General features: G+C 67.6%; 27 protein-coding genes. 18 read left to right on the top strand and 9 right to left on the bottom strand.

Features of this window, described 5'->3' with window-relative positions:
• The first annotated feature begins 183 nt into the window (after positions 1-183).
• Positions 184-1665: a lipopolysaccharide biosynthesis protein gene (locus LRA89_RS19440; protein ID WP_230772634.1), complete on the top strand. Its 1482-nt coding sequence runs from the start codon at positions 184-186 to the stop codon at positions 1663-1665.
• Positions 1666-1792: 127 nt separating this feature from the next.
• Here the strand turns inward: LRA89_RS19440 and LRA89_RS19445 are convergent, their stop codons facing one another.
• Positions 1793-2725, bottom strand: coding sequence for a hypothetical protein (locus tag LRA89_RS19445; protein ID WP_230772635.1), 933 nt, complete (start codon positions 2723-2725; stop codon positions 1793-1795).
• Positions 2726-2801: 76 nt separating this feature from the next.
• Complete coding sequence (locus tag LRA89_RS19450) at positions 2802-3224, bottom strand: CBS domain-containing protein (RefSeq protein ID WP_230772636.1); 423 nt, start codon at positions 3222-3224, stop codon at positions 2802-2804.
• A gap of 97 nt (positions 3225-3321) precedes the next feature.
• On the opposite strand from LRA89_RS19450, the gene LRA89_RS19455 reads away from it, so the two are divergent.
• Positions 3322-3624 carry a hypothetical protein gene (locus LRA89_RS19455; protein WP_056491660.1) on the top strand — a complete coding sequence of 101 codons (303 nt, stop codon included), beginning with the start codon at positions 3322-3324 and terminating at the stop codon, positions 3622-3624.
• A 250-nt stretch (positions 3625-3874) separates the two neighbouring features.
• On the opposite strand, the gene rpmG is transcribed toward LRA89_RS19455, so the two are convergent.
• On the bottom strand, positions 3875-4042 hold the full coding sequence (gene rpmG, locus LRA89_RS19460) for a 50S ribosomal protein L33 (RefSeq protein ID WP_055761635.1): 168 nt from the start codon (positions 4040-4042) through the stop codon (positions 3875-3877).
• A gap of 184 nt (positions 4043-4226) precedes the next feature.
• Here rpmG and LRA89_RS19465 point away from each other — a divergent pair, with 184 nt between their 5' ends.
• The 4 genes from LRA89_RS19465 (at position 4227) to LRA89_RS19480 (ending at position 7340) form a co-directional block, all read left to right on the top strand.
• Entirely contained in the window at positions 4227-4499 is a 273-nt protein-coding gene (locus LRA89_RS19465; RefSeq protein WP_056491663.1) for a hypothetical protein, read from the top strand.
• A 7-nt stretch (positions 4500-4506) separates the two neighbouring features.
• Positions 4507-5070, top strand: coding sequence for a TMEM165/GDT1 family protein (locus tag LRA89_RS19470; protein ID WP_230772637.1), 564 nt, complete (start codon positions 4507-4509; stop codon positions 5068-5070).
• Between the two features lie 113 nt (positions 5071-5183).
• Positions 5184-5675: a Dps family protein gene (locus LRA89_RS19475; protein ID WP_055761643.1), complete on the top strand. Its 492-nt coding sequence runs from the start codon at positions 5184-5186 to the stop codon at positions 5673-5675.
• A gap of 51 nt (positions 5676-5726) precedes the next feature.
• Positions 5727-7340: a cisplatin damage response ATP-dependent DNA ligase gene (locus LRA89_RS19480; protein ID WP_230772639.1), complete on the top strand. Its 1614-nt coding sequence runs from the start codon at positions 5727-5729 to the stop codon at positions 7338-7340.
• A gap of 126 nt (positions 7341-7466) precedes the next feature.
• Here LRA89_RS19480 and LRA89_RS19485 read toward each other — a convergent pair whose 3' ends face one another.
• From LRA89_RS19485 to LRA89_RS19495, 3 genes are read right to left on the bottom strand one after another with little or no spacing between them, the layout of a single operon-like run.
• Positions 7467-8273: a glutaminyl-peptide cyclotransferase gene (locus tag LRA89_RS19485; RefSeq protein ID WP_230772642.1), complete on the bottom strand. Its 807-nt coding sequence runs from the start codon at positions 8271-8273 to the stop codon at positions 7467-7469.
• 37 nt (positions 8274-8310) lie between these two features.
• Positions 8311-9243: a glutathione S-transferase family protein gene (locus LRA89_RS19490; RefSeq protein WP_230772643.1), complete on the bottom strand. Its 933-nt coding sequence runs from the start codon at positions 9241-9243 to the stop codon at positions 8311-8313.
• 37 nt (positions 9244-9280) lie between these two features.
• Positions 9281-9601, bottom strand: a complete 321-nt coding sequence (locus LRA89_RS19495) for a metalloregulator ArsR/SmtB family transcription factor (protein WP_056491675.1) — start codon at positions 9599-9601, stop codon at positions 9281-9283.
• A gap of 84 nt (positions 9602-9685) precedes the next feature.
• On the opposite strand from LRA89_RS19495, the gene LRA89_RS19500 reads away from it, so the two are divergent.
• The 4 genes from LRA89_RS19500 to LRA89_RS19515 all read left to right on the top strand — a co-directional run bounded on the left by LRA89_RS19500 (position 9686) and on the right by LRA89_RS19515 (position 12078).
• Complete coding sequence (locus LRA89_RS19500; RefSeq protein WP_230772645.1) at positions 9686-10612, top strand: acyl-CoA desaturase; 927 nt, start codon at positions 9686-9688, stop codon at positions 10610-10612.
• Positions 10609-11046, top strand: a complete 438-nt coding sequence (locus tag LRA89_RS19505; protein ID WP_230772647.1) for a hypothetical protein — start codon at positions 10609-10611, stop codon at positions 11044-11046. Before LRA89_RS19500 ends, LRA89_RS19505 begins: the two co-directional genes overlap by 4 nt.
• Positions 11047-11099: 53 nt before the next feature.
• The gene (locus LRA89_RS19510; RefSeq protein WP_230772649.1) at positions 11100-11555 is read left to right on the top strand and encodes a hypothetical protein; all 456 of its coding nucleotides are present in this window, start codon (positions 11100-11102) and stop codon (positions 11553-11555) included.
• Between the two features lie 70 nt (positions 11556-11625).
• Positions 11626-12078, top strand: coding sequence for a hypothetical protein (locus tag LRA89_RS19515; protein ID WP_056491690.1), 453 nt, complete (start codon positions 11626-11628; stop codon positions 12076-12078).
• 28 nt (positions 12079-12106) lie between these two features.
• Here the strand turns inward: LRA89_RS19515 and LRA89_RS19520 are convergent, their stop codons facing one another.
• Positions 12107-12463, bottom strand: a complete 357-nt coding sequence (locus LRA89_RS19520; RefSeq protein ID WP_056491693.1) for a bleomycin resistance protein — start codon at positions 12461-12463, stop codon at positions 12107-12109.
• A gap of 87 nt (positions 12464-12550) precedes the next feature.
• Positions 12551-13417 carry a cold-shock protein gene (locus LRA89_RS20585; protein ID WP_329958530.1) on the bottom strand — a complete coding sequence of 289 codons (867 nt, stop codon included), beginning with the start codon at positions 13415-13417 and terminating at the stop codon, positions 12551-12553.
• A 304-nt stretch (positions 13418-13721) separates the two neighbouring features.
• Between LRA89_RS20585 and LRA89_RS19535 the strand changes: the two genes are divergently transcribed.
• The 6 genes from LRA89_RS19535 to LRA89_RS19560 all read left to right on the top strand — a co-directional run bounded on the left by LRA89_RS19535 (position 13722) and on the right by LRA89_RS19560 (position 19024).
• Entirely contained in the window at positions 13722-14342 is a 621-nt protein-coding gene (locus LRA89_RS19535) for a ribonuclease D (RefSeq protein ID WP_230772650.1), read from the top strand.
• Positions 14335-14973 carry an LPS export ABC transporter periplasmic protein LptC gene (lptC, locus tag LRA89_RS19540; RefSeq protein WP_055761678.1) on the top strand — a complete coding sequence of 213 codons (639 nt, stop codon included), beginning with the start codon at positions 14335-14337 and terminating at the stop codon, positions 14971-14973. Before LRA89_RS19535 ends, lptC begins: the two co-directional genes overlap by 8 nt.
• A gap of 5 nt (positions 14974-14978) precedes the next feature.
• On the top strand, positions 14979-15524 hold the full coding sequence (locus LRA89_RS19545; protein ID WP_230772653.1) for an LptA/OstA family protein: 546 nt from the start codon (positions 14979-14981) through the stop codon (positions 15522-15524).
• Between the two features lie 125 nt (positions 15525-15649).
• Positions 15650-16435, top strand: coding sequence for an LPS export ABC transporter ATP-binding protein (gene lptB / locus LRA89_RS19550; protein WP_055761683.1), 786 nt, complete (start codon positions 15650-15652; stop codon positions 16433-16435).
• Positions 16436-17914, top strand: a complete 1479-nt coding sequence (rpoN, locus tag LRA89_RS19555; RefSeq protein ID WP_230772656.1) for an RNA polymerase factor sigma-54 — start codon at positions 16436-16438, stop codon at positions 17912-17914. It abuts the gene before it with no gap.
• Positions 17915-18046: 132 nt separating this feature from the next.
• Complete coding sequence (locus tag LRA89_RS19560; RefSeq protein ID WP_230772659.1) at positions 18047-19024, top strand: hypothetical protein; 978 nt, start codon at positions 18047-18049, stop codon at positions 19022-19024.
• A gap of 578 nt (positions 19025-19602) precedes the next feature.
• On the opposite strand, the gene LRA89_RS19565 is transcribed toward LRA89_RS19560, so the two are convergent.
• Positions 19603-20274, bottom strand: coding sequence for a glutathione S-transferase family protein (locus LRA89_RS19565; RefSeq protein WP_055761691.1), 672 nt, complete (start codon positions 20272-20274; stop codon positions 19603-19605).
• Between the two features lie 44 nt (positions 20275-20318).
• On the opposite strand from LRA89_RS19565, the gene LRA89_RS19570 reads away from it, so the two are divergent.
• Positions 20319-20888 carry a hypothetical protein gene (locus LRA89_RS19570; protein WP_230772661.1) on the top strand — a complete coding sequence of 190 codons (570 nt, stop codon included), beginning with the start codon at positions 20319-20321 and terminating at the stop codon, positions 20886-20888.
• A gap of 113 nt (positions 20889-21001) precedes the next feature.
• On the top strand, positions 21002-21430 hold the full coding sequence (locus tag LRA89_RS19575; protein WP_230772664.1) for a DoxX family protein: 429 nt from the start codon (positions 21002-21004) through the stop codon (positions 21428-21430).
• The last annotated feature ends 1 nt before the right edge of the window (position 21431 follow it).

Raw genomic sequence — 21431 nt, forward strand, 5'->3', positions numbered from 1 at the left:
TCGCCTGCTTTTCTCTACCCTTCCGAAGCAACTCAGTGTGTCGCCCCGTCCGGTGAACAGCCCTCTAAGCCCACCCCGCCAAACCGTCAACAACTCTTTTCACTTTTATGGCCACTCCGTTGCAGTTTTGCGGAATCATAGGGGTTTACGCCCCGGCAACCGCGCTTGCGCTAGGGTGCGGCGATGACACCCACGCCCGAATCAACCATCCCCCCGGCCGAATCCCGCACCGCATGGGCCGATCAGGTGCGCAACGCGGTGCTGTGGCGCTCGGGAAGCCAGATTGTCGGGCAGTTGATCGCGTGGGGATCGACCTTCGTCGTCATCCGCATGCTGACCCCGGCCGATTACGGACTGGCGGCGATGACCGGGGTCGTGCTGCTGCTGCTCAACATGCTGAACGGCCATGGCCTGGCGAATGCGCTGATCCAGCATGGCGAGGTTTCGCGGCGCGAACAGCGGCAAGTGTTCGGGATGCTGTTGCTGCTGAACCTCGCGCTGGCGCTGCTCCAGTTCGCCGCCGCGCCGTGGATCGCCGCCTATTACCACGAACCGATGGTGGCGCGGCTGCTGCGCGTGCAGACCTTGCTCTATCTTGCCACGCCGTTCAGTTCGCTGGCCTATGCGTTGCTCGCGCGGCGGATGGAGTTCCACCTTCAGGCACGGGTCAACCTCCTGTCCTCGGTAGCCGGCGCATTGGCCGCGATCGGCGGGGCGTTGGGCGGGCTGGGCGTGTGGACATTGGTGCTGGCGCCCGCCGTGCTGTTCGCGACGCGCGCCGTCGGGCTGACGATCGCGGCGCGGGCATGGATGTGGCCAAGCTTCGACTTTCGCGGCGCGGGGCATCTGGCGCGCTATGGCGGCATCGTCGCCGGCGCGAGCATGCTGGGCTTCGTCCAGTCGCAGGCCGATGTGCTGATCGCCGGGCGCTGGTTCGATGCGCACGGCGTCGGCGTCTATACCACCGCGCTGTTCCTGACGCAGATCTTCACCAACAAGGTCGTGCCGCCGCTCAACGAGGTCGCCTTCTCCGCCTATGCGCGGATGCAGCATGACCAGGCTGCGGTGGCGAGCGGGTTCGTGCGGTCGGTGCGGCTGGTGATGCTGGTCGCGGTGCCGTTCTTCCTCGGACTGGCGGTAAGCGCGCAGCCGGTGGTGACGCTGGCGCTGGGCGACCAGTGGCGCGAGGCCGCGCCGCTCGTCGTGCTGCTCGGCATCGCGATGCCGTTCATGGCGCTCCAGACGCTGTTCCCGCCAGCGGTCGACGCGATGGGCCGGCCGGGGATCACCGCGCGGACGACGGCGATCGGCGCGGTGCTGTTGCCGGTCGCGTTTCTGGTCGGCGTGCGCTTCGGGATCGAGGGGCTCGCGGCGGCGTGGATCGTCGCGCATCCGCTTGTGCTGGGGATCGTGCTCTACCGGGCACTGCCGGTGATCGGGCTGTCGCTGGGGACGTTCCTTGGCGCGGTGCGGCCGGCGTTCGCCGCCGGGCTGGCGATGGCCGGTGCGGTGGTGCTGGCGCAGGCGATCGTCGCGCCACAGTCGCCGGTCGGCACGCTGGCACTGTCGGTCGTCGTCGGCGGTGGGGTCTATGCCGGGATGCTGCTGCTGTTCGCCCGGCCGGCGCTGACCGATGCGATCGCGATGATCCGGCGGCGGGGTTGATCCGCGCGCGCAGCAGATGCGGTGCCGGCCCGCTCCCCCTCCCGACCACCCATTCAGGATACGCTGTGGGTGGTCGGGAGGGGGAGCGGGCCGGCACTGCGCTGATCCAGCATCGCTGAATCAGACATCAGCACCCGCCGTGCAACTGGCGGATCGCGTCGCGGGTCGCGCGGAGATAGGCGGTGCCGTGGAAGCGGTAGGTGCCGATGAAATGCGCGAACGCCGCGCCGCCCGGCACACGCTCGTTCCAGAAATTGAAATAGCGCGCATAAGGCAGCAGCACCGGATCGGGATCATTGGCCACCACGAAATTCGCCGCGACCTGCTCGCTGCCCCAGCGCCGCCACTGCGACACGCCGATGATCCGGTCCATTTCCAGCGACAGCGATTCGGCCAGCCCCCGGCCGTCGTCGCTCGGCGCGAACCCGGCGAAGCCGGCGCAGCCGCGCACATAGCGCAGCGATTCGCGCCCCGGCACGTCGATCCGGTCGAGCACCGTTTCCGACGCATCCTGGACATGGGTCGCAGGCGAGCGCGGATCGACCGGGCGCCTCGTCGCGACGAACGCCGCCACCGGCATCAACCGCGCGTCGCCCTCGCCGAGCAAGGTAAAGCTGCGCCCGGCATCGATCGCCGCCGCGACCTCCGCCACCGGCCCTAGCGTCACCGTGTCCGAATCGAGCTGGATCACATAGTCGCGCGCGCGCAGGTCGAGGATCGTCAGCAACCGTTCCCACACGTCGCGGCGCGGACAGGGATCGGTCGCGACATCGTCGATCGCGACGATCCGGGGGTTGCCCAGATGCGCCGCCAGCACCCCCTTGTCGGCGGGCGTCAGCGTTCCGTCGTCGAGGATCACCACCCGCCCGCGCCCCAGATGATGGAGCAGCGATTTGACCGCGACGAGATAGGGCAGCAGCACCGCGCTGCCGATCATCGAGAAGATCACGACCCCGTCGTCGCGCACGATCGCCGGCGGCGTCGTCAGGATGCCGCGCGCCAGCCGGCGGTGTCGCCACTGTTTCCAGTGCCAGTTGAGATGTTCGCCGAGCGAGGCCATGGCCGGGTCCTATCGGCCGACGATTAAGGCGGCGTCAACGGGGTGGCCAGATCAGGCTGGCGCTGGCCCCATCCCGCTACCCCTGCTGGATATAGTCGCGCATCGCCGACGCCTCGGCCTCGATCCCGTCGATGCGGTGCTTGACGAGGTCGCCGATCGAAACGAAGCCGACCAGCGTCTCGCCCTCCACCACCGGCAGGTGGCGGATGCGGCGGTCGGTCATCAGCGCCAGCGCGCCGAGCACCGACTGGTCGCGGGTCACGGTGACGACCGGTGTCGTCATCCGCTGTCCGACCACCGTGTCGAGCGCCCCCGTGCCCCCTTCCGCCAGCGACCGGATCACGTCGCGTTCCGAAAAGATACCGGCGACCTGCCCGTCCCGCAACACCGGCACCGCGCCGATCCGGTGGCTTGCCAGCAGGGCGATGACCTCGGTCACGGCCATGTCGGCGTCGACCGCCACCACGGCGCGGTCGTGGATGATTCGTGCGATCGTCATCGGCGTATTCCCTCTCCTGTGCCCCGCTTCGTCGCGTTCCGACGCGCGAGCGGGTTCCCGTGTTGAGACTTTCACGGTTCGCGCGCATTGGAAAGCCATGGAACAGGATCTGGACGATCCCGCCTATGCCGCCTTCGCATGGGGGCGGTTCCGGCGGATGCTGGCATGGATGGCGCTGCTGTCGCTGATCGCGGCGCTCGCCGCGCTGGCTGGCATCTGGTGGTGGATCGGCGGCATGAACTGGGTGATCGCGCTCGCGACGATCGCTGGGGTCGGGCTGTCGGTGCTGCTCGGCACCGCGCTCATGGGGCTGGTGTTCCTGAGCAACGGATCGGGCCACGACGCGGCGGTCGATTCGTTCAATGCCCCGCGTGATCCGGGGCGCGATGTGGAGCGCTAGGGATTGATCCATCCACCTTCAAACAAGCATCATCCCGGCGAAGGCTGGGATCTCCCGGTGGCGGAGAGGCGACAGGAGCCGCTTGAGGCCCCAGCCTTCGCGGGGGCGACGGCTAGACGCGATGGATCGGACACGGGGTTCGATCCGGTTCGCCCGGTCGGCCTCAAAACGACAAGGCCCGCCGGTCGCACCCATGGCGACCGGCGGGCCTTGGCCAAAGCGGCACCCCCGTCACCGGGGGCACAGGCGCTTACTTGATCTTCGCTTCCTTGAAGTCGACATGCTTGCGCACGACCGGGTCGTACTTGCGGAAGGTCAGCTTCTCGGTCTGGTTGCGCGGGTTCTTCTTGGTGACATAGAAGAAGCCGGTGTCGGCCGAGCTGACGAGCTTGATCTTGACGGTGGTCGGCTTTGCCATGACCCAAAAACCCCTTGGGCCTGACGCCCCAAAATTGACAACGAAAAGCGGCCCGCCATGCGCGGACCGCTGCATGACCGGAGCGCATGGTCCAACCGGTCGGCGAAGTCAAGACCAAGCACCTTCACGCCCCCGTAACCAATCATCCTTAGGTTGTAAAACAACAGCTTCGGGAGAGACGGTGATGCGAATCGAAAGCGCCCATATCGACGCGGAACATGCGTTCGCGCGCGGCGGCCATAGCGAACTGGACGCGATTCGGGCGATCGCCCATGCACGCGACAACCTGCCCGCGCTGTCGGTGCTGGCGGTGGTCGACGCCGCACTGGCGCGGGGCGAGCGGCGCTCGATCGCCGAATGGACCGCGCTGGCGCGCGAGGCGGTGCGCTGCGGCCGGAGCGATCCGGCGACTGCGCAGAGCTTCGCCGCCGCCTGCGCCGTCCGCATGGCCGACTGATTCGGGGTTGGACCCGCTCGTTCCCGCGTTCGTCGCGGTGTTGCTCGCCGGCTGGACCGACAAGCCGGCGGCGCTAGCGGCGGTGCTCGCCGACCGGTTCGGCGCGCGCGCGGTGTGGCCCGGCGCGGTGCTGGCGCTGGCCGGGGGATTCGCGCTGGCCGTCGTCGGCGGCGTACTGGTCGCGCCGATGCTCGCCCCAAACGCCCGCGCGCTGTTGCTCGCGCTGGCGCTGCTGTCGGCCGGGGCGGCGGCGATGTGGCGCGGCGGGCGGTTCGACCGGCTGGAGGGGTGGAAGCTTCCCGGCAGCCTCACGTCGCTGCTCGGGCTGTTCATCCTGACGCTGGGCGATCGCAGCCAGTTCCTCGTCTTTGCGCTGACTGCGCGGACGCCCGAACCATGGCTGGCGGCGATCGGCAGCACGCTGGCCGCCACGATCCCGATCGTCGCAGCGGCGATCCTCGGCGAGCGCGACTGGCAGCGGCTGCCGCACCGCGCGATCGGCGTCGGCGCGGGCGGGCTGTTACTGATAACCGGCGCGGTGATCGGCCTTTCCGCGCTACGGCTGCTCTGATCCGGTCTGATCCAGCGCGTCGATCACCGCATCCGGAATTTCCGCCACGCCTCCACGGGAAAGATTCGCCACCGCGATCGTTGCCCACGCGACCCCATCATGGAGAACGCCCCGTGACCAATCCTGCGCTCGACACGCCGACCGATCTGCCCAACAACAAGACCGTGACGGTCGCCGACGGCCTCAACGCCGCGCTGTCGGACTGTTTCACTTTGTATCTCAAGACCAAGAACTTCCACTGGCACGTCTCCGGCCCGCATTTCCGCGACTATCACCTGATGCTCGACGATCAGGCGTCGCAGATTCTCGCCGTCACCGACGTGATCGCCGAGCGGGTGCGCAAGACCGGCAACACCACGTTGCGCTCGATCGGCGACATCGCGCGGCGCAGCGCGATCAAGGACAATGACAAGGACTTCGTGAAGCCCGACGACATGCTCGCCGAGCTGCGCGACGACAATCTCAAGCTGGTCGAGCGCTTCCGCGAAGCGCGCGAAGCCGCCGAAGACGCCGGCGACACCGCCACCAGCAGCCTTGCCGACGACTGGATCGACCAGGCCGAGGAACGCGCCTGGTTCCTGTTCGAAGCCGCGCGCAAGGGCTGATCGACCGGCGGGGCGGGCGGCATTACCCCCGCCCCGCAGCTCGCGCCGCCCATGCGCGCCTTCGCCGACCTTCTCGACCGACTGGTCTATACCCGGTCGCGCAACGCCAAGCTGGCGGTGATCGGCACCTATCTGCGCGCGACGCCCGACCCCGACCGGGGCTGGGCGATCGCCGCATTGACCGGCGACCTCGATCTGCCCGCCGTCAAATCCGCCGCGATCCGCGCGCTGATCGTCGAACGGGTCGACCCGGTGCTGTTCGCGCTCAGCCGTGATTTCGTCGGCGACACCGCCGAGACGGTCGCGCTGCTGTGGCCCGATCCGCCTGCGGGCACCGCGACCCCCGGCGACTCGCTCAGTCTCGACAGCGTCGTCACCCGTCTCGCCACCCTGCCCCGTGCGCAGGCGCCGGCGGCACTCGACGGGATGCTCGACCGGCTCGATTCGGACGAACGCTATGCGCTGCTGAAACTCGCCACCGGGGGCCTGCGCGTCGGCGTGTCCGCCCGTCTCGCCAAGACCGCGCTGGCGCAGGCGTTCGGCCTCGACGTCGATGCGGTCGAGGAAGTGTGGCACGGCATCGCCCCACCGTACACCGAACTGTTCGATTGGGCCGAGGGGCGCCGCGAACAGCCGCATGCCGCCGACCTGCCGGTGTTCCGCCCGTTCATGCTGGCGCATCCGCTCGACGATCTGGTCGTCGACCTCGCCGACTATGCCGCCGAATGGAAATGGGACGGCATTCGCGTGCAACTGGTCCATGTCGGCGGCGAGACGCGGCTCTACAGCCGCGCGGGCGACGACATCACCGCCGCCTTTCCCGAAGTCGCCGCCGCCTTCCGCACGCCGGGCGTCCTCGATGGCGAGTTGCTGGTGCGCGGTGACGGACAGGGCGCGGCGCTCCATGCCGAGGACAGCGGGGCGGCCAGCTTCAACGCGCTGCAACAGCGGCTGGGGCGCAAAATCGTGTCGAAGGCGATGCTCGCCGACTATCCCGCCTTCGTCCGCCTCTATGACATATTGTTCGACGGCGGTGAAGACCTGCGCGAGCTATCGTGGGAACGGCGGCGAGCGCGGCTCGAAGCTTTCGTTCCCCGGCTCGATCCCGTCACCTTCGATCTCTCCCGCCTGATCGACGCCGCCGATTTCGCCGCGCTCACCACCCTGCGCGCCGGCGCACGCGATGCGGCGATCGAGGGGGTCATGCTCAAACGGCGCACCTCGCCCTACGTGTCGGGGCGGCGCGTCGGGCTGTGGTATAAATGGAAGCGCGATCCGCTCGTCGCCGATTGCGTGCTGATGTACGCGCAGCGTGGCAGCGGCAAGCGATCGTCGTTCTACAGCGACTATACTTTCGGCTGCTGGACCGCCAATCCGGCCGACGGCGGCGAGCTGCTGCCCGTCGGCAAGGCCTATTCGGGGTTCACCGATGCCGAGCTGAAGGACCTCGACCGCTTCGTGCGCCAGCACACCACCGCCCGCTTCGGCCCCGTCCGCGAGGTGGAGAAGTCGCTGGTGTTCGAGGTAGCGTTCGATTCGATCCACGCCTCCAAACGCCACAAATCGGGAGTCGCGATGCGCTTCCCCCGCATCAGCCGCATCCGCCGCGACAAACCCGCCGCCGAGGCGGACCAGATCGCGACGCTGCTCAAGCTGGTGAGTTGACCAAACGCCCCGTCACCCCGGACTTGTTCCGGGGTCCACGGCTCGGCGGACGATGCCGTTCGAGCCTCTTGCCGTGACATGTGCGGATCGGTGGACCCCGGAACAAGTCCGGGGTGACGATCACGATCAACCGGCCCCCACCGGCTCCAGCACGATCTCGAACAGCGTCGGCCACCATTTACCCGTTACGAACAGCCGTTTGCCCGCCGCATCCCACGCAATGCCGTTCAGCACCGCTTCGGGGTCGAGCGGCCCCAGTTCGGCACGGAGCGGCGCCAGATCGACCAGCGCATCGACCACCCCGGTCGCGGGATCGATCCGCACGATATAGTCGCGGTGCCAGATATTGCCCCACAGCTTGCCGTCGATCATCTCCAGCTCGTTGAGATTATGCACCGGCCGCCCGTTCGCCGTCACCGTCACGCGGCGCTGCTCGGCAAAGGTCGTGGGGTCCATGAAGCGCAGCTCGGGCGTCCCGTCCGACAGGATCAGCGATCGGCCGTCGCTCGCCAGCCCCCAGCCCTCGCCCGGATAGCGCGCATTGCCGCGCAGCTTGAGCGTCTTCGCGTCCCAGCGATGCGCGATCCCGTCCTGCCACGTCAGGCTGACCAGCGTATCGCCCTGCAAGGCCAGCCCCTCGCCGAACTGCCGCCCCGGCAGCTTCGCGCGCGCCAGCACCTTGCCATCAGCCAGCCGCACCCGCCGCACGTCGGAGACGCCGGGCTGGCCGGTACTCTCGAACAACTGCCCGTCGTGCCAAACCAGCCCCTGGGTGAACGCGGTGCGATCATGCGGATAGCGCGCGACGATCCGCGCGGCGATCCCCTCGACCGCGACCGGCGCGGTGACGGCCGGCGGCGGGGTCTGCGCGCTTGACCCGGTCGCGATCAGGAGGGCGGGCGCCAGCCAGCGCAGGAAACTCGTCATCGCCATGGCTTGGTCGCTCCTCGCTTGCCGCTCACTGAACCGTTCAGAACGGCACCGCCGGCCCGGCCGGCACGATGCCGCTGGGATTGATGCCGGGATGGCTACGATAATAATGCTGCTTGATCTGGTCGAGGTCGATTGTCGCGGCGACTCCGGGCAACGCCGCGATCCGCTCCGTCAGCGCCCGCAGCCGGGGATAGTCGATCAACCGGCGGATGTTGCACTTGAAATGCCCGTGATACACGGGATCGAACCGCACCAGCGTAGTGAACAGGCGGATGTCGGCCTCGGTCAGCCGGTCGCCGACCAGCCAGTCGCCGGTCAGCCGTTCCTCCAGCCAGTCGAGCGAGTCGAACAGGCCATGGACCGCCTCATCATACGCTTCCTGCGATTGGGCGAAACCCGCGCGGTACACGCCGTTGTTGACGCTGTGATAGACCCGGTCGTTCACCGCATCGATCTCGTCGCGCAGCTCGGGCGGATAATAATCGCCCGGCACCGCCCCCAGGTCATCGAACGCGGTGTTCAGCATGCGGATGATCTCGGCCGATTCGTTGTTGACGATCCGCCGCTCGCGCCTGTCCCACAACACCGGCACCGTAACCTTGCCGGTCATGCCGGAATCGGCGATCGCATAGAGCTGGTGAAGGTGTTCCACTCCCTCCACCGGATCGCCGCTCCCGCCGAACCGCCCGGCGAAGCTCCAACCGCACTCGCCCATGATCGGCCCGACCACCGTCACCGGCAGCAGTTCCTCCAGCCCTTTGAGCGCACGCACCACCAATGTGCGATGCGCCCATGGACAGGCGAGGCTGACATAGAGGTGATAGCAATCCGCCTCCGCCGCATATCGGCTGGACCCGTCGGCGCTCAGCCGGTCGCGAAAGCCGCTGTCGGCGCGCTGGAACCGGCCCTTGTCGTCGGTCGGCGCGACCGGCGTTTCGTTGGTCCAGCGTCCGTCCTGCAACATGCCCATCGCGTAATTCCCTGTAGCCGAAGCGCTGCAACGCGCCTCAGGGGGTGTCGGGTTCCCGCGCCGCGCGCGCCGCCGCGCTCTCGCGCTTGAGCGGACGGCCGACCGGACAGACTTCCTGCACGAAGCCGTTCAGCGTGTTGGTGAGATTGTCGGGCACCAGCGCATAGAACACGAACTGCCCGCGCTTCTCGCTGCGCACCAGCCCCGCCGCCTCCAGCACCGACAGATGCTGCGAGATCGACGGCTTGGACATCTCGAACCGCGCAGCGATCTCGCCCGCGCTCATCTCGGCATGGGCGAGATAGGCGAGGATCTTGCGTCGCGGCACCGACGCCAGGGCTTCGAACACACGTTGCATGGCGCATGATCTAGGCGTTCGCACCGCGCTTGACAAACATGCTTCGCTATTTAGGTATATACCTAATTACCGAAAGGACGCCTTATGGCGATGTCAACAGCACGGATGAAGGCGGACCCCGACACCTCGGCAACCGACGGCCGGGTGCGCTGGGCACCGGTCCGCTCGCTGTGGATCGGGGGCATGACGCTGGCGACGCTCGCCGCCGCGCCGTTCCACACGACCTGGGGCAGCGTGGCGCTGTTCCTCGTCACCAGCGGCGTGACCTTGTGCGCGGGCCATTCGGTCGGGCTGCACCGGCTACTGATCCACCGCAGCTTCGTGGCACCTCGCTGGCTCGAACGGCTGCTGGTCTATCTCGGCACGCTCGTCGGCATGGCCGGGCCGCTCGGCATGGTGCGGCTCCACGACACGCGCGACTGGGCGCAGCGGCAGAGCGACTGCCATCCGCTCCACGCCCACCGCGCCCGCCCGTTGCGCGATGCGTGGTGGCAGATGCACTGCCGGCTCGACCTCGCGCATCCGCCGCGCTTCGTCCCCGAAGCCTATCTGCGCGACGATCGCTTCCTGCGCTGGCTGGAGGCGAGCTGGATGGCGCAGCAACTGCCATGGGCGCTGGTCTTCCTCGCGATCGGCGGCTGGCCGTGGGTCGTGTGGGGGGTGCCGGTGCGAGTCGCGGTGAGCGTCACCGGCCACTGGCTGGTCGGCCACATCACCCACCGCCACGGCCCGCAGGGCTGGGCGGTCGACGGCGTCGCGGTGCAGGGCCACGACCTGCCCGCCGCCGCGCTCCTCACCTTCGGCGAGGCGTGGCACGGCAACCACCACGCCTTTCCCGACTCGGCCCGGCTGGGGATCGAACCCGGCCAGCATGATCCGGGCTGGTGGCTGCTGCTGGCGCTGCGCCGCGTGGGGCTGGTGCACGACCTCAACGAACCGGCGCACCTGCCGCCACGCGCAGGGGTGCGGCGGGTGGGGCCGGTCGAGCTGCGGGCGGGAGGGATCGCGTGAATAGTGTCGCAGCGCCTTCCGTCTGCCTGCGTATCGGCTCGCTGATCGTCGCCACCGTTGCCGGAGTCGTGATCGTCATCGCGCTGTGGCTGGTGCGCGGGATTCTCGCCACCGGAGGTCGACTTGCATTTAGCTGGTGGAGGATGTTCGACTTCCTGCCGCTGACCATCATCGTCGGGTCGCTCATCGCCATCCCCTTCTGCCTGATGATCGGCCTGCCATTATGGCATCTGGCCGTGGGATCGGGCCGGCAGAGTCGCCGCGACGCGCTTCGCTTCGGGCTGATCGTCGGCGCGATCATCGGGCTGGCGATGGCCGTCTTCGGCGTGAACGATGGCGCATGGTATGACGAGCCACTCGATTTTCTCGGCTATTGCCTTGCCGGCCGCTGCGCCGGGTCCATCGCCCACCGCGCCGCCTATCCACCCGGCTGATGTTTCGTGGCGCAACCGTTGCCTTGACGAATCGCTCGAACCGGAGCCGCCTGATGACCGAACAACCCGATCGATTCTTGTCGCTTGAGCGCAAGCTCACCGCACTTTCGCTTGCCGCCGTGGTCGGCGTCATCGTCAACCTTGCGTTCGACTATGCGCGCGCCGTGATCATCAGCACGGGCCAGAACGGGATAGCGGATGCGCTGCCTCCGGCTTTCTGGGCGTTCTACATCGCCTTCGGGTCCTTAATCGCGGTGCCGGTCTGCCTCGTCATCGGCATGCCGCTCTGGTATTTCGCCGAGCGCGCCGGATGGCGCAGCCGGCACAAGGCCATACAATTGGGCACGCTTGCCGGCGCGATCGTCAGTATCGGCTTTGTGCTGCTGGCCGGCCCACAACAGCTTGTCCGCGCCGGCTACGCCGGACTGTGGGAAGTCGCAGGATTCTGCATTGCGGGTGCGGCTGGCGGCCTGGTCGCACACTTCGTCGCATCCGGCGTCGACCGGTGACGGACACAGCATGGACCCGTCGCGCTACCGGCTCACGCCTTTCCTTACCCGCCATCGAAAGCCAGACGCCATGATCGACCATTCCGACCTCACGCCCGGCCATCGCGCATGCGCGTTGTCGCTCGCCGCCGTCGTCGGTGTCATGGTCGACGTGTTTCTGTGGCAACTGCGCCCCGCGCTCGCCAACTGGCAGGGCGGCCTTGGCTTCACCCTGCCGCCGTTCGGCTTCTTTGCCCTGTGCATCGTCGTCGGATCGTTCGTCGCGATCCCGCTCTGCCTCGCCATAGGCATGCCGCTGTGGCACCTCGCCGCGCGCGCCGGGCGGCGGCGCAGGCGGGATGCGCTGGGGTTCGGCGTGCTGACCGGGGCGGTCGTCGGCGCGTTGATGCTTGCGACAAGCCTGTCCCGCGAAGACGCAGTCGGCGGGATCGACCGCGACGCGCTCCTCGACTTCCTCGATTATTGCGCCGCCGGTGCCTGCGCCGGACTGGTCGTCCACCGCGCGGCCTTTTCCCGCGAATAGCGGCCAACCGCTCTGATCCGACGACCGCTCAAGGGTTCTGGATTAGCCGGAGCAACGACCCGTCGGGATCGAGCAGCGCGCCGATGCGCAAACCGTGCTGCATCGTCGGCGGGTGCAGCCGGGGAAAGCCGATGGTCGCCTCCGGGATGCCCGCCGCCAATGCCATGCGGTACAACCCGTCGAGATCGTCGAGCCGCAGGCAACTGCCGAAGCTGCTCGTCGCCGGATCGAGGTCGGGGTACGGGAAAAACTCCAGCAGCAGGTCGCCCCGGCGCAGGATCATCCAGCCGCCATCGCGCCATTCCTCCGCAAAGCCCAGCGCCGCATAGAAACCGGCGGTCGCCGCGAAATCGCGCGACGGCAGGTTCGGGGTCGCCTGATCCATCGGACATTGCCTCCCGTCTCACGAACAAGAAAAAGGCCGGCCACCCTTTCGAGTGACCGGCCCCTTGTCTTCGCGATCGCGAGACCCTCAAAGCTTGTTGAGGTTCACCGCTGCGTGCTTGCCGCGACGATCGACTTCGAGCTCGAATTCGAGCTTGTCGCCTTCGTTGAGCGTCGGGAGACCCGCGCGCTCGACGGCCGAGATGTGCACGAACGCATCGGGCTGTCCGTCGTCGCGCTGAATGAAGCCGAAGCCCTTCATCGCATTAAAGAACTTGACCGTCCCGGTCGCGCGCTCGCCGGTGAGCTGACGCTGCGGGCCACCCATGCCACCGGCACTGCCGCCGGCGCGGGGTTCACGCGGTTCGCGCGGCGCGCCACCACCACCGGTGGCAGCCATCGGCTCGCCATCGATCTTCAGGTCGGTCGCCGAGATGCGGCCGCCACGATCGACGAGCGTGAAGCCCATCGGCTGACCTTCGGCCAGCGCGCTGAGGCCCGCCTGTTCGACCGCCGAGATGTGGACGAACACGTCTTCGCCGCCGTCATCACGCACGACGAAGCCGAAACCCTTCTGCGCGTTGAAGAACTTGACCACGCCCGTCGCCTCGCCGACGACCTGCGGGGGCATGCCGCGGCCACCGCCGCCGCCGCCGCCACCACCGAAGCCGCCACCGCCGCCGCCGCGGAAACCACCGCCGCCGCCGCCGAAGCCGCCACCGCCGCCACGATCACCGTAGCTGCTGCCGCCGCCGCCGAACCCGCCGCTGCTGCTGCCGCCGAAGCCACCGCCGCCGCCGAACCCGCCGCCGCCGAAGCCACCACGATCGCCGCCGCCGAAGCCGCCGCCACCGAAGCTGCTGCCGCTGCTGCTGCCGCCTTCGTCACCAAAACCGTCGCGCTTGTCCCTGCCGCGCCCACCGCGCTCGCCGCGCCGTCCTCGATCGAAACTCATTGCCCTGTTCGTCTTCCCGGTTCGCCCAAATTCATCCTAAACCCAAGCGCCGAGCGAAAAACGCAGGTGTTCGGGCACCACCAGACCGGGTGCCACTTCCCTGCCATAACCGAAAAGTCGGTGCGCCCAAACGAATTTCGCGGACGCAATCGTTTCGCACCCCCGATCCACGACGAGTTGTGGCGAAAGCGGCACAGAACTACGGCGCGCCGGGCGCAATTCCCGTGCGATCGCTTGCACCTGCCCGGTACGAATCGACGATCGCGCCATTGAGCCGCACCCGCGAAGCCGCTAGGCGCAGGCGATGACCGTCCATTTCCATGAAGAAGACCTGCCCGAAGGCGTGTTCGCGCCCGGCACCGACATCGCCGTCGATACCGAGACGATGGGCCTCATCACCCCGCGCGACCGGCTCTGCGTCGTCCAATTGTCCGATGGCGGGCAGGACCAGCATCTCGTCCGCTTCAATCCCGGCAGCGATTATGCCGCGCCGAACCTGAAGGCGGTGCTCGCCGATCCGGCGCGGGTGAAGCTCTATCATTTCGGCCGGTTCGATCTGGCGGCGATCGAGCATTATCTGGGCGTCACCGCCGGCCCGGTGTTCTGCACCAAGATCGCGTCGCGACTCGTCCGCACCTACACCGACCGCCACGGGTTGAAGGAACTGGTGCGCGAACTGCTCGGCCAGGATATTTCCAAGCAGCAACAGTCGTCCGACTGGGGCGGCCCGGTGCTGTCGGACGCGCAGCGCGACTATGCCGCCTCCGACGTGCGCTTCCTCCACGCGCTGCGCGAGGAACTGAGCAAGCGGCTAGCGCGCGAGGGGCGTACCGCGCTGGCGCAGGCGTGTTTCGACTTCCTGCCGCACCGCGCGCGGCTCGATCTGGCGGGCTGGCCGGAGACGGACATCTTCGCCCATGTCTGAGGTCGCCCGCCTGGAGCGGAGCCGGCGGCAACGCCGCGCCGCGCCGGGCAGCGCCCACGACCGGCGCATCGCCTTCCTGCTGGTGGCGCTCCCGATCGCGATCGGGGTGCTTGCCGCCTTCCTCGTCATGGCCCCGCTGTTCATGCGCGGCGATACCAGCTTCGTGCTCGACAAGAACAAGGTCGACATCGCGCAGGAACGCATGCGGCTGCGCGCCGCCGAATATCGCGGACAGGATGCCAAGGGGCAGCCGTTCGTCATCGACGCCCGCTCGGCAGTGCAGAAAAGCTCGGCCGAACCGGTCGTGCAGTTGCAGGAACTGGCCGCCGCGATCCGCCTGCCCGACGGGCCGGCGCGCCTCACCGCGCCGCGCGGCCGCTATGACATGGCCTCCGAACAGGTCGACGTGCTGGGGCCGATCCGCTTCCGCGCCGCCGACGGCTATTCGCTCGACACCACCAACGCGACGGTCGATCTCAAGACCCGGAAATTGCAGAGCGGCAGTGCCGTCACCGGCACGACGTCGATGGGCGTTTTCAGCGGCGACCGGCTCGACGCCGATCTCGAGTCGCGCACCGTGCGCCTCACCGGCAATGCGCGCTTGCGTATCGACCCGGCACGCACGAAATAGCCGCGATGATTCGCACCGCGCTTCCGAGCTTCGTCGTCACCGCCGCGCTGCTGGCGCTGGCCGGCCCCGTGCTCGCGCAGGCGCGCCACGACTCGAACGCGCCGATCGATTTCTCGGCCAACGCCATCGAATTGCAGGACAAGGCGAATCGCGCGGTGCTGACCGGCGGCGTCACCATCCGCCAGTCGACGATGACGATGACCGCCGACCGCGTCACCGTCGCCTATACCGGTCAGGTGACGGCCGGCGCCTCGCCGCAGGCATCGCGGATGGACGCGACCGGCAACGTCGTCGTCACCCGTCCCGATCAGACCGCACGGTCGCGCTTCGCCGTCTATGACGTGGGCACGCGCATCGTGACGATGATCGGCGGCGTGCGGCTGACGCAGGGGGCCAACACGCTGACCGGCGGGCGACTGTCGATCAACCTCGACACCGGCCGCGCGACGATCGACGGATCGGGCGTCGGCAGTCCCGCGACGCCGGGCGGCACCGTTACCCAGGGCGGCGGGCGCGTGACCGGACGATTCTCGGTGCCCAAGCGCAACTGATCGCGGTTTCCGGGCACGTCGCGGCGGTGCGATCTTTCCTTTCGCGTGCCCGTGATGCAACAATCCTGCCAAATCACCGGTGGTAAGCACCTGCTAACCACCGACATGCGATCAGGACGCCGCCGATGACCGACACGACCCTCCTCAGCCCGGCGGCCAACACGCCGCCGATCGCCGAACCGCCGAGCGACCATGGCCTGTCGGTCGTGTCGATCGCCAAATCCTATGACAAGCGGGTCGTGCTGTCCGACGTGTCGATGTCGGTCGGGCGCGGCGAGGTCGTCGGCCTGCTCGGCCCCAATGGCGCGGGCAAGACGACCAGCTTCTATTCCGCCATGGGGCTGGTGAAGCCCGACGCCGGCCGCATCCTCCTCGACGGCGAGGACATCACCGCGCTGCCGATGTATCGCCGCGCGATCCTCGGGCTGGGCTATCTGCCGCAGGAAACGTCGATCTTTCGCGGATTGTCGGTCGAAAAGAACATCCTCGCCGTGCTCGAACTCGCCGAGCCGGACAAGGCGCGGCGCGCCGCCCGGCTCGAACAGTTGCTCGAGGAATTCGGCCTCACCCGCCTGCGCACCGCCGCCGCCATGGCGCTGTCGGGCGGCGAGCGCCGCCGCGCCGAAATCGCCCGCGCGCTGGCCGCCAACCCGACGATCATCCTGCTCGACGAACCCTTCGCCGGGATCGACCCGATCTCGATCGCCGACATCCGCGACCTCGTCATCCAGCTCAAGTCGCGCGGCATCGGCGTGCTCATCACCGACCACAATGTCCGCGAGACGCTCGAAATCGTCGACCGCGCCTACATCATCTATGACGGGCGCGTGCTCTTCGCCGGATCGCCCGCCGAACTGGTCGCCGACGCCAACGTCCGCCGCCTCTACCTTGGCGAAGGCTTTGAATTGTAAGTGAGCCTCGCCCCGCGCCTCGACCTGCGCCAGTCGCAATCGCTGGTGATGACGCCGCAGTTGCAACAGGCGATCCGCCTGCTCGCGCTGTCGAATCTCGAGGTCGAGGGATTCATCGCCGAGGAGATCGAGAAGAACCCGCTGCTCGATTCCGGCGGTGGCGACGACGACGGCGGCCCGGCCGAACCGGTCGAGATCGCCCCCTCCGGCGAACCGGCCGGATCGGACGAACTGCTGATGGGCGGGAGCGGCAGCGAATCGCTCGACGTCGATCCGGGCGACACCTTCCACCACGACGGCCCGTCCGACGGCGTCGGCAGCCTCGACGGCGGCCTCGGGCTGGCCGCGACCGGCAGCGGCGGGTTCGACGACGCGCCCGATCTCGACGCGCTGGCCGGCGACGACATTTCGCTGATCGACTATCTGCTGCAACAGGCCGGGACCAGCGTCGCCGGCAGCGACCTGTTCATCGCCAGCGCGATCATCGATCAGATCGACGAGTGCGGCTATCTCTCCGCCTCGCTGCTCGACATCGCGACGCGGCTGGGCGTCCCGCTCGCCCGCGTGGAAGCGGTGCTCGGCATCGTCCAGACCTTCGATCCCAGCGGCGTCGGCGCGCGCAGTCTCGCCGAATGCCTGACGATCCAGGCGAAGGAGGCCGATCGCTACGATCCGTGCATGGCGCGGCTGATCGACAATCTCGACCTCGTCGCGCGCGGCGCGCTGCCGCAACTGCGACGGATCTGCGACGTCGACGACGAAGACCTGGCGGACATGATCCGCGAACTGCGCGGCTATGATCCCAAGCCCGGCTGCCGCTTCGGCGGCGAGCGCACGCAATCGGTCGTCCCCGACCTGTTCGTCGCCCCGCGCGCGGCCGGCTGGGCGGTCGAGATCAACGGTGCCACGCTCCCGCGCGTCCTCGTCAACCGCGGCTATTACGCCGAACTGTCGACCGGCGGGACCAAGGCGTCGAAGGCATGGCTGTCCGACTGCCTCGCCAGCGCCAACTGGCTGGTGAAAGCGCTCGATCAGCGCCAGCGCACGATCCTGAAGGTCGCGACCGAGATCGTGAAACAGCAGGAGGCGTTCTTCCGCCACGGCGTCGCCCATCTCCGCCCGCTGACGCTGGCAAAAGTGGCGGAGGCGATCGAGATGCACGAATCGACCGTCAGCCGCGTCACTTCGAACAAATATCTCTCCTGCCCGCGCGGGCTGTTCGAGCTGAAATATTTCTTCACCTCGGCGATCCAGTCGGCCGACGGCGGCGAGGCGGTATCGGCCCTCGCGGTCAAGGACGCGATCCGCACCCTGATCGCGCAGGAGGATGCGAAGAAAATCCTCTCCGACGACACTTTGGTCGAACTGTTGCAGGCCAAGGGCTTCGACATCGCTAGGCGGACGGTCGCGAAATATCGCGAGTCGCTGGGGCTGGGATCGTCGGTCCAGCGCCGTCGGCAGAAGGCGCTGGGGCGGTAGACTTTACCTATGCGATATATTCGACATTAAATCCGTTTCGGATAAGAAACGTCGTTGAGTCTGCGCTGGATATGTAGCACCATTGCGTGGGCGTTTTCCCGAGTTCGATCACGAGAACGGGAAGCATCGACCATGTACCTGCCGGCATCCGCAGCATTCTTACTGATATTGCCAACGGCGGTACAGGCGCAGGATACGCCTGCCCTGCCATCTGTCGCCGAAGCAGAAGCGAATCTCGCACGCGCCCAGCAAGTGCTGGCAACGGCTCGCATTCTCGAGGCCGCCGAGCATCGACGCATGGTAGCAGAGGCGGAGGCGGCTAAGGCTCGAGAAGCATTGGTAAAGCTACAGCAGCAGGATAGGCCTATCTTGGCTCCGGTACCGACGCCGGCTGCCGCGTTGGCCGCCAACCCGGGCAGACCGGCCATTGCCGCGCCTGCGGCGGCGACACCTCCCGCCGAAGCCTATGCCGCAGCGGCGAACGGCGTGACGACCACCGTCACTGCGACGCCTGACAAGGTGGAAACGAAAGTCTCACCTACGTCCCAGCAGGGCCTTGCCGGTAACGAAACCGGGCGGCAGCGGTTCGGCGGGATCGACTTCGGGATCGGAGTCGCCTTTTCCTATGATCTGGGCAACAACGACCGGGTCAAGGAAGCCGAGATCGTGAACGGCATCGTCCGCGTGACGCATACCGAAAATATCCGCGCGCGGCTCATTCTCGAGTCACATTATTTCTTCACGCCGAAATCCGCTCTATTCAGCAACTATACCGGCGCGAACTGCGCCGGTTACACTGGGTATCCCGACCAATATGAGGATTGTACCAGCCGTCGAAAGACGTTCGGTATCGGTCCTTTCATGGCAGTCCAACCCGGCAGCGACAACATCATCGATGCGATCGGTGCCGGGGTGATGCTCGGTTTCCGCCGCCGCGAAGAAAAGTCAGCCAGCTTCAACATCGGCATAGGTGTACTTTACGACGTCGACACCCAGATACTGGGCGAAGGTTTCGTCGAGAATGGCGCGCCCCCGATAGGCGAAACACAGGTCCGCTTCCGTCGCCAGTCGCAAAGCGGACTACTCATCATGACGTCCTACTCGTTCTAATCCGAGTGGCAGACCGCTGTCCTACAGGGCGGTCGCCTGTCAAAGTCAGCACCGCTCTTCGACAATTGAATCAGCACCACGGCCCTCCCCTCCCCGACAAGGGGGCGGGGGTGGGTCAGTCCGTGATGGCCGCGCCCTTATAGCGAACACACCCGCCGTTAGTGTAAACTTTGTCAACTTTGGCCGATCCGCCGGCGAAAACCGGCTGGGCCAGCAGCCCCGTCAACCATGGGATGGGGAAACATGCGCCAACGGCGTCCACACCCCCTCCGCGCCTCCGCGCCTCCGCGTGAACCCATTCTTACTCGTCCGCACCGGCATGAAACGCACCGCAAGTGTAAACTTTGTCAACTTTGGGGGGAATTACCGGACCGACTCCCGGTCCAGCGGGTTGCTCCACCCACCGCCGTCCTTCCGGCGAAGGCCGGGATCGATACACGCTGACAGTGCGGTGCCTGACCGGGACCGCAAGCCCCGCCACGGGCAAAGCCCGTGTCGTCGGACGGCGCTTTTCGCGCCGCCGGCCGGGCGCGCCTGATTCGGCTCGGTCCAGCTACGCTGGACCTTGCCCGGCGCGCCTACACATCCAGTTTCTCGTAATCCGCCGGCGGCGGCACGCCCTCCATCCGCTCGGCGAGCAGCGGCCGGAAGCTCGGGCGGCTCTTCATGCCGATGTACCAGCGCTTGGCAAGGTCGTGGGTCTTGAAGTCGATGCCGCCCAGATAATCGGCGATCGAAATCTGCGCCGCCGCCGCCAGATCGGCCAGACTCATCGTCGAACCGCCCAGCCATTGGCGATGGTCGAGCAGGTAATCGATATAGTCGAGATGCTCGACCGCCGCCTTCATCGCCTCGCGCAGTGCTTTCGTGTCGGGCGACTGGCGGTGGACGATGCGCTTCTCCATCCGCTCCATCAGCAACGGACCGGTGATCTCGCGATAGAATTGCGTGTCGAACCACGTCACCAGCCGCCGCTGCTCGGCGCGGTCGGCGGCACTGCCGTTCAGCATCGCCGGCCGGTCGCCGGTCTCCTCGATGAATTCGCAGATCGCCATCGAATCGATCAACCGGATGCCCAGCGCCTCGTCGATCATCACCGGCGTCTGCCCGGCGGGGTTGAGGTGAAGGAACTCGTCGCGCCGCGCCCAGGGCGATTCGCGCACCGGCTGATAGCCGATGCTCTTTTCGGCCAGCAGCAGGCGGACCTTCCGCGAGAAGGGACAAAGCGGGAATTGCAGAAGCTGCCACATGGTATCGTGTTAGGCGGGGCGATTGCTCGGTGGAAGGGGGTTCGATGGGTTTGCTCGTATCGCTGCTGTGGCTGGGCGCGGGGCTGCTGGTCGCGCGCTTCGCCACGCGGCCGTGGATGGAGGGGGTGGCGGCGGTGCTGGCGGGGGTGGCGGGCACGACGCTGCCCGATCTCGACCTGCTGCTGCCGCTCGGCCATCGCAGCGGCCTCACCCATTCGCTGCTGCCGTTGCTGCTCGCCTTCATCGTGCGCAACTGGCGGCCGGTGCTGGGCGGCCTCGCGATCGGCATCGGGCTGCATCTGGCGGCCGACGTGTTCCCCAATGCGATGCGCGGCTTCGCGACGGTCAAGCTGCCCGGCATCGGATCGATCGGGGCCGGCGCGTCCTACGGCTGGCTCGGGGTACAGGCGTTGCTGGCGACGCTGGTCGGCGTCGCCCTGCTCGTCACCCGTCTGCCGGTACGGATCGCAGGCGTGGTGGCGGTGCTGCTGATCGCGATCGGCGTCGCCTATCTCCACGCCACCGACGGCGGCTGGCCGGCGCTGTGCGTTTATGCGGCATTTGGCTGGGCGGCGGTACGGCGACGCTCGACATCCGATAGGATGAATGGATAGGATAGCGCGGTGTGTCGAGCGGCCCAATGCCGTCGATGTCTCCGGGGGGCGGCGAAGTGGGTCGCACCGGCCATGCGTATGCAACCATCGCCCGCCCTGTGGAGAGTATCCCCATGCCTGCCGCTTCCGTGTCCCGTCGTATCGGCCAGTTGCTCAGCGCGACCGTCGTGGTGCTGCTGCTGGTCGATGGGGCGGTCCAATTGTTCCAGCCCGCGCTGGTCGCCCAGGAGATGATCCGCAGCGGCTGGCCGATGGAGATGGCCCCGGTGGTCGGCAGCATCGCGCTCCTGTGCGCGCTGCTCTATGCCATTCCGCAGACGGCGGTGATCGGCGCGATCCTCATCACCGGCTTCGTCGGTGGCGCGATCGCGACGCATCTCCGCCTGAACGAGATCGGATCGCCCGACGAACTGATCTGCGCCGCGATCGGCATCGCGGCATGGGCCGGCCTGTGGCTGCGCGGCCGGATCAGCCGCGAACCCGAAACGATGCAGCCCAACACCCGCCTCAGCAGCCGCGCACCGAACCGCCGTCCGGTATAGA

Origin of the sequence: Sphingomonas sp. Leaf4 (assembly GCF_920939515.1) — a bacterium.
Taxonomy (GTDB): Bacteria; Pseudomonadota; Alphaproteobacteria; order Sphingomonadales; family Sphingomonadaceae; genus Sphingomonas.

Coding starts and splice junctions, on each gene's coding strand:
- LRA89_RS19440 (WP_230772634.1), top strand. CDS start 184: ATGACACCCACGCCCGAATCAACCATCCCCCCGGCCGAATCCCGCACC.
- LRA89_RS19445 (WP_230772635.1), bottom strand. CDS start 2,725: ATGGCCTCGCTCGGCGAACATCTCAACTGGCACTGGAAACAGTGGCGA.
- LRA89_RS19450 (WP_230772636.1), bottom strand. CDS start 3,224: ATGACGATCGCACGAATCATCCACGACCGCGCCGTGGTGGCGGTCGAC.
- LRA89_RS19455 (WP_056491660.1), top strand. CDS start 3,322: ATGGAACAGGATCTGGACGATCCCGCCTATGCCGCCTTCGCATGGGGG.
- rpmG (WP_055761635.1), bottom strand. CDS start 4,042: ATGGCAAAGCCGACCACCGTCAAGATCAAGCTCGTCAGCTCGGCCGAC.
- LRA89_RS19465 (WP_056491663.1), top strand. CDS start 4,227: ATGCGAATCGAAAGCGCCCATATCGACGCGGAACATGCGTTCGCGCGC.
- LRA89_RS19480 (WP_230772639.1), top strand. CDS start 5,727: ATGCGCGCCTTCGCCGACCTTCTCGACCGACTGGTCTATACCCGGTCG.
- LRA89_RS19485 (WP_230772642.1), bottom strand. CDS start 8,273: ATGGCGATGACGAGTTTCCTGCGCTGGCTGGCGCCCGCCCTCCTGATC.
- LRA89_RS19490 (WP_230772643.1), bottom strand. CDS start 9,243: ATGGGCATGTTGCAGGACGGACGCTGGACCAACGAAACGCCGGTCGCG.
- LRA89_RS19495 (WP_056491675.1), bottom strand. CDS start 9,601: ATGCAACGTGTGTTCGAAGCCCTGGCGTCGGTGCCGCGACGCAAGATC.
- LRA89_RS19500 (WP_230772645.1), top strand. CDS start 9,686: ATGGCGATGTCAACAGCACGGATGAAGGCGGACCCCGACACCTCGGCA.
- LRA89_RS19510 (WP_230772649.1), top strand. CDS start 11,100: ATGACCGAACAACCCGATCGATTCTTGTCGCTTGAGCGCAAGCTCACC.
- LRA89_RS19515 (WP_056491690.1), top strand. CDS start 11,626: ATGATCGACCATTCCGACCTCACGCCCGGCCATCGCGCATGCGCGTTG.
- LRA89_RS19520 (WP_056491693.1), bottom strand. CDS start 12,463: ATGGATCAGGCGACCCCGAACCTGCCGTCGCGCGATTTCGCGGCGACC.
- LRA89_RS20585 (WP_329958530.1), bottom strand. CDS start 13,417: ATGAGTTTCGATCGAGGACGGCGCGGCGAGCGCGGTGGGCGCGGCAGG.
- LRA89_RS19535 (WP_230772650.1), top strand. CDS start 13,722: ATGACCGTCCATTTCCATGAAGAAGACCTGCCCGAAGGCGTGTTCGCG.
- lptC (WP_055761678.1), top strand. CDS start 14,335: ATGTCTGAGGTCGCCCGCCTGGAGCGGAGCCGGCGGCAACGCCGCGCC.
- LRA89_RS19545 (WP_230772653.1), top strand. CDS start 14,979: ATGATTCGCACCGCGCTTCCGAGCTTCGTCGTCACCGCCGCGCTGCTG.
- lptB (WP_055761683.1), top strand. CDS start 15,650: ATGACCGACACGACCCTCCTCAGCCCGGCGGCCAACACGCCGCCGATC.
- LRA89_RS19560 (WP_230772659.1), top strand. CDS start 18,047: ATGTACCTGCCGGCATCCGCAGCATTCTTACTGATATTGCCAACGGCG.
- LRA89_RS19565 (WP_055761691.1), bottom strand. CDS start 20,274: ATGTGGCAGCTTCTGCAATTCCCGCTTTGTCCCTTCTCGCGGAAGGTC.
- LRA89_RS19570 (WP_230772661.1), top strand. CDS start 20,319: ATGGGTTTGCTCGTATCGCTGCTGTGGCTGGGCGCGGGGCTGCTGGTC.
- LRA89_RS19575 (WP_230772664.1), top strand. CDS start 21,002: ATGCCTGCCGCTTCCGTGTCCCGTCGTATCGGCCAGTTGCTCAGCGCG.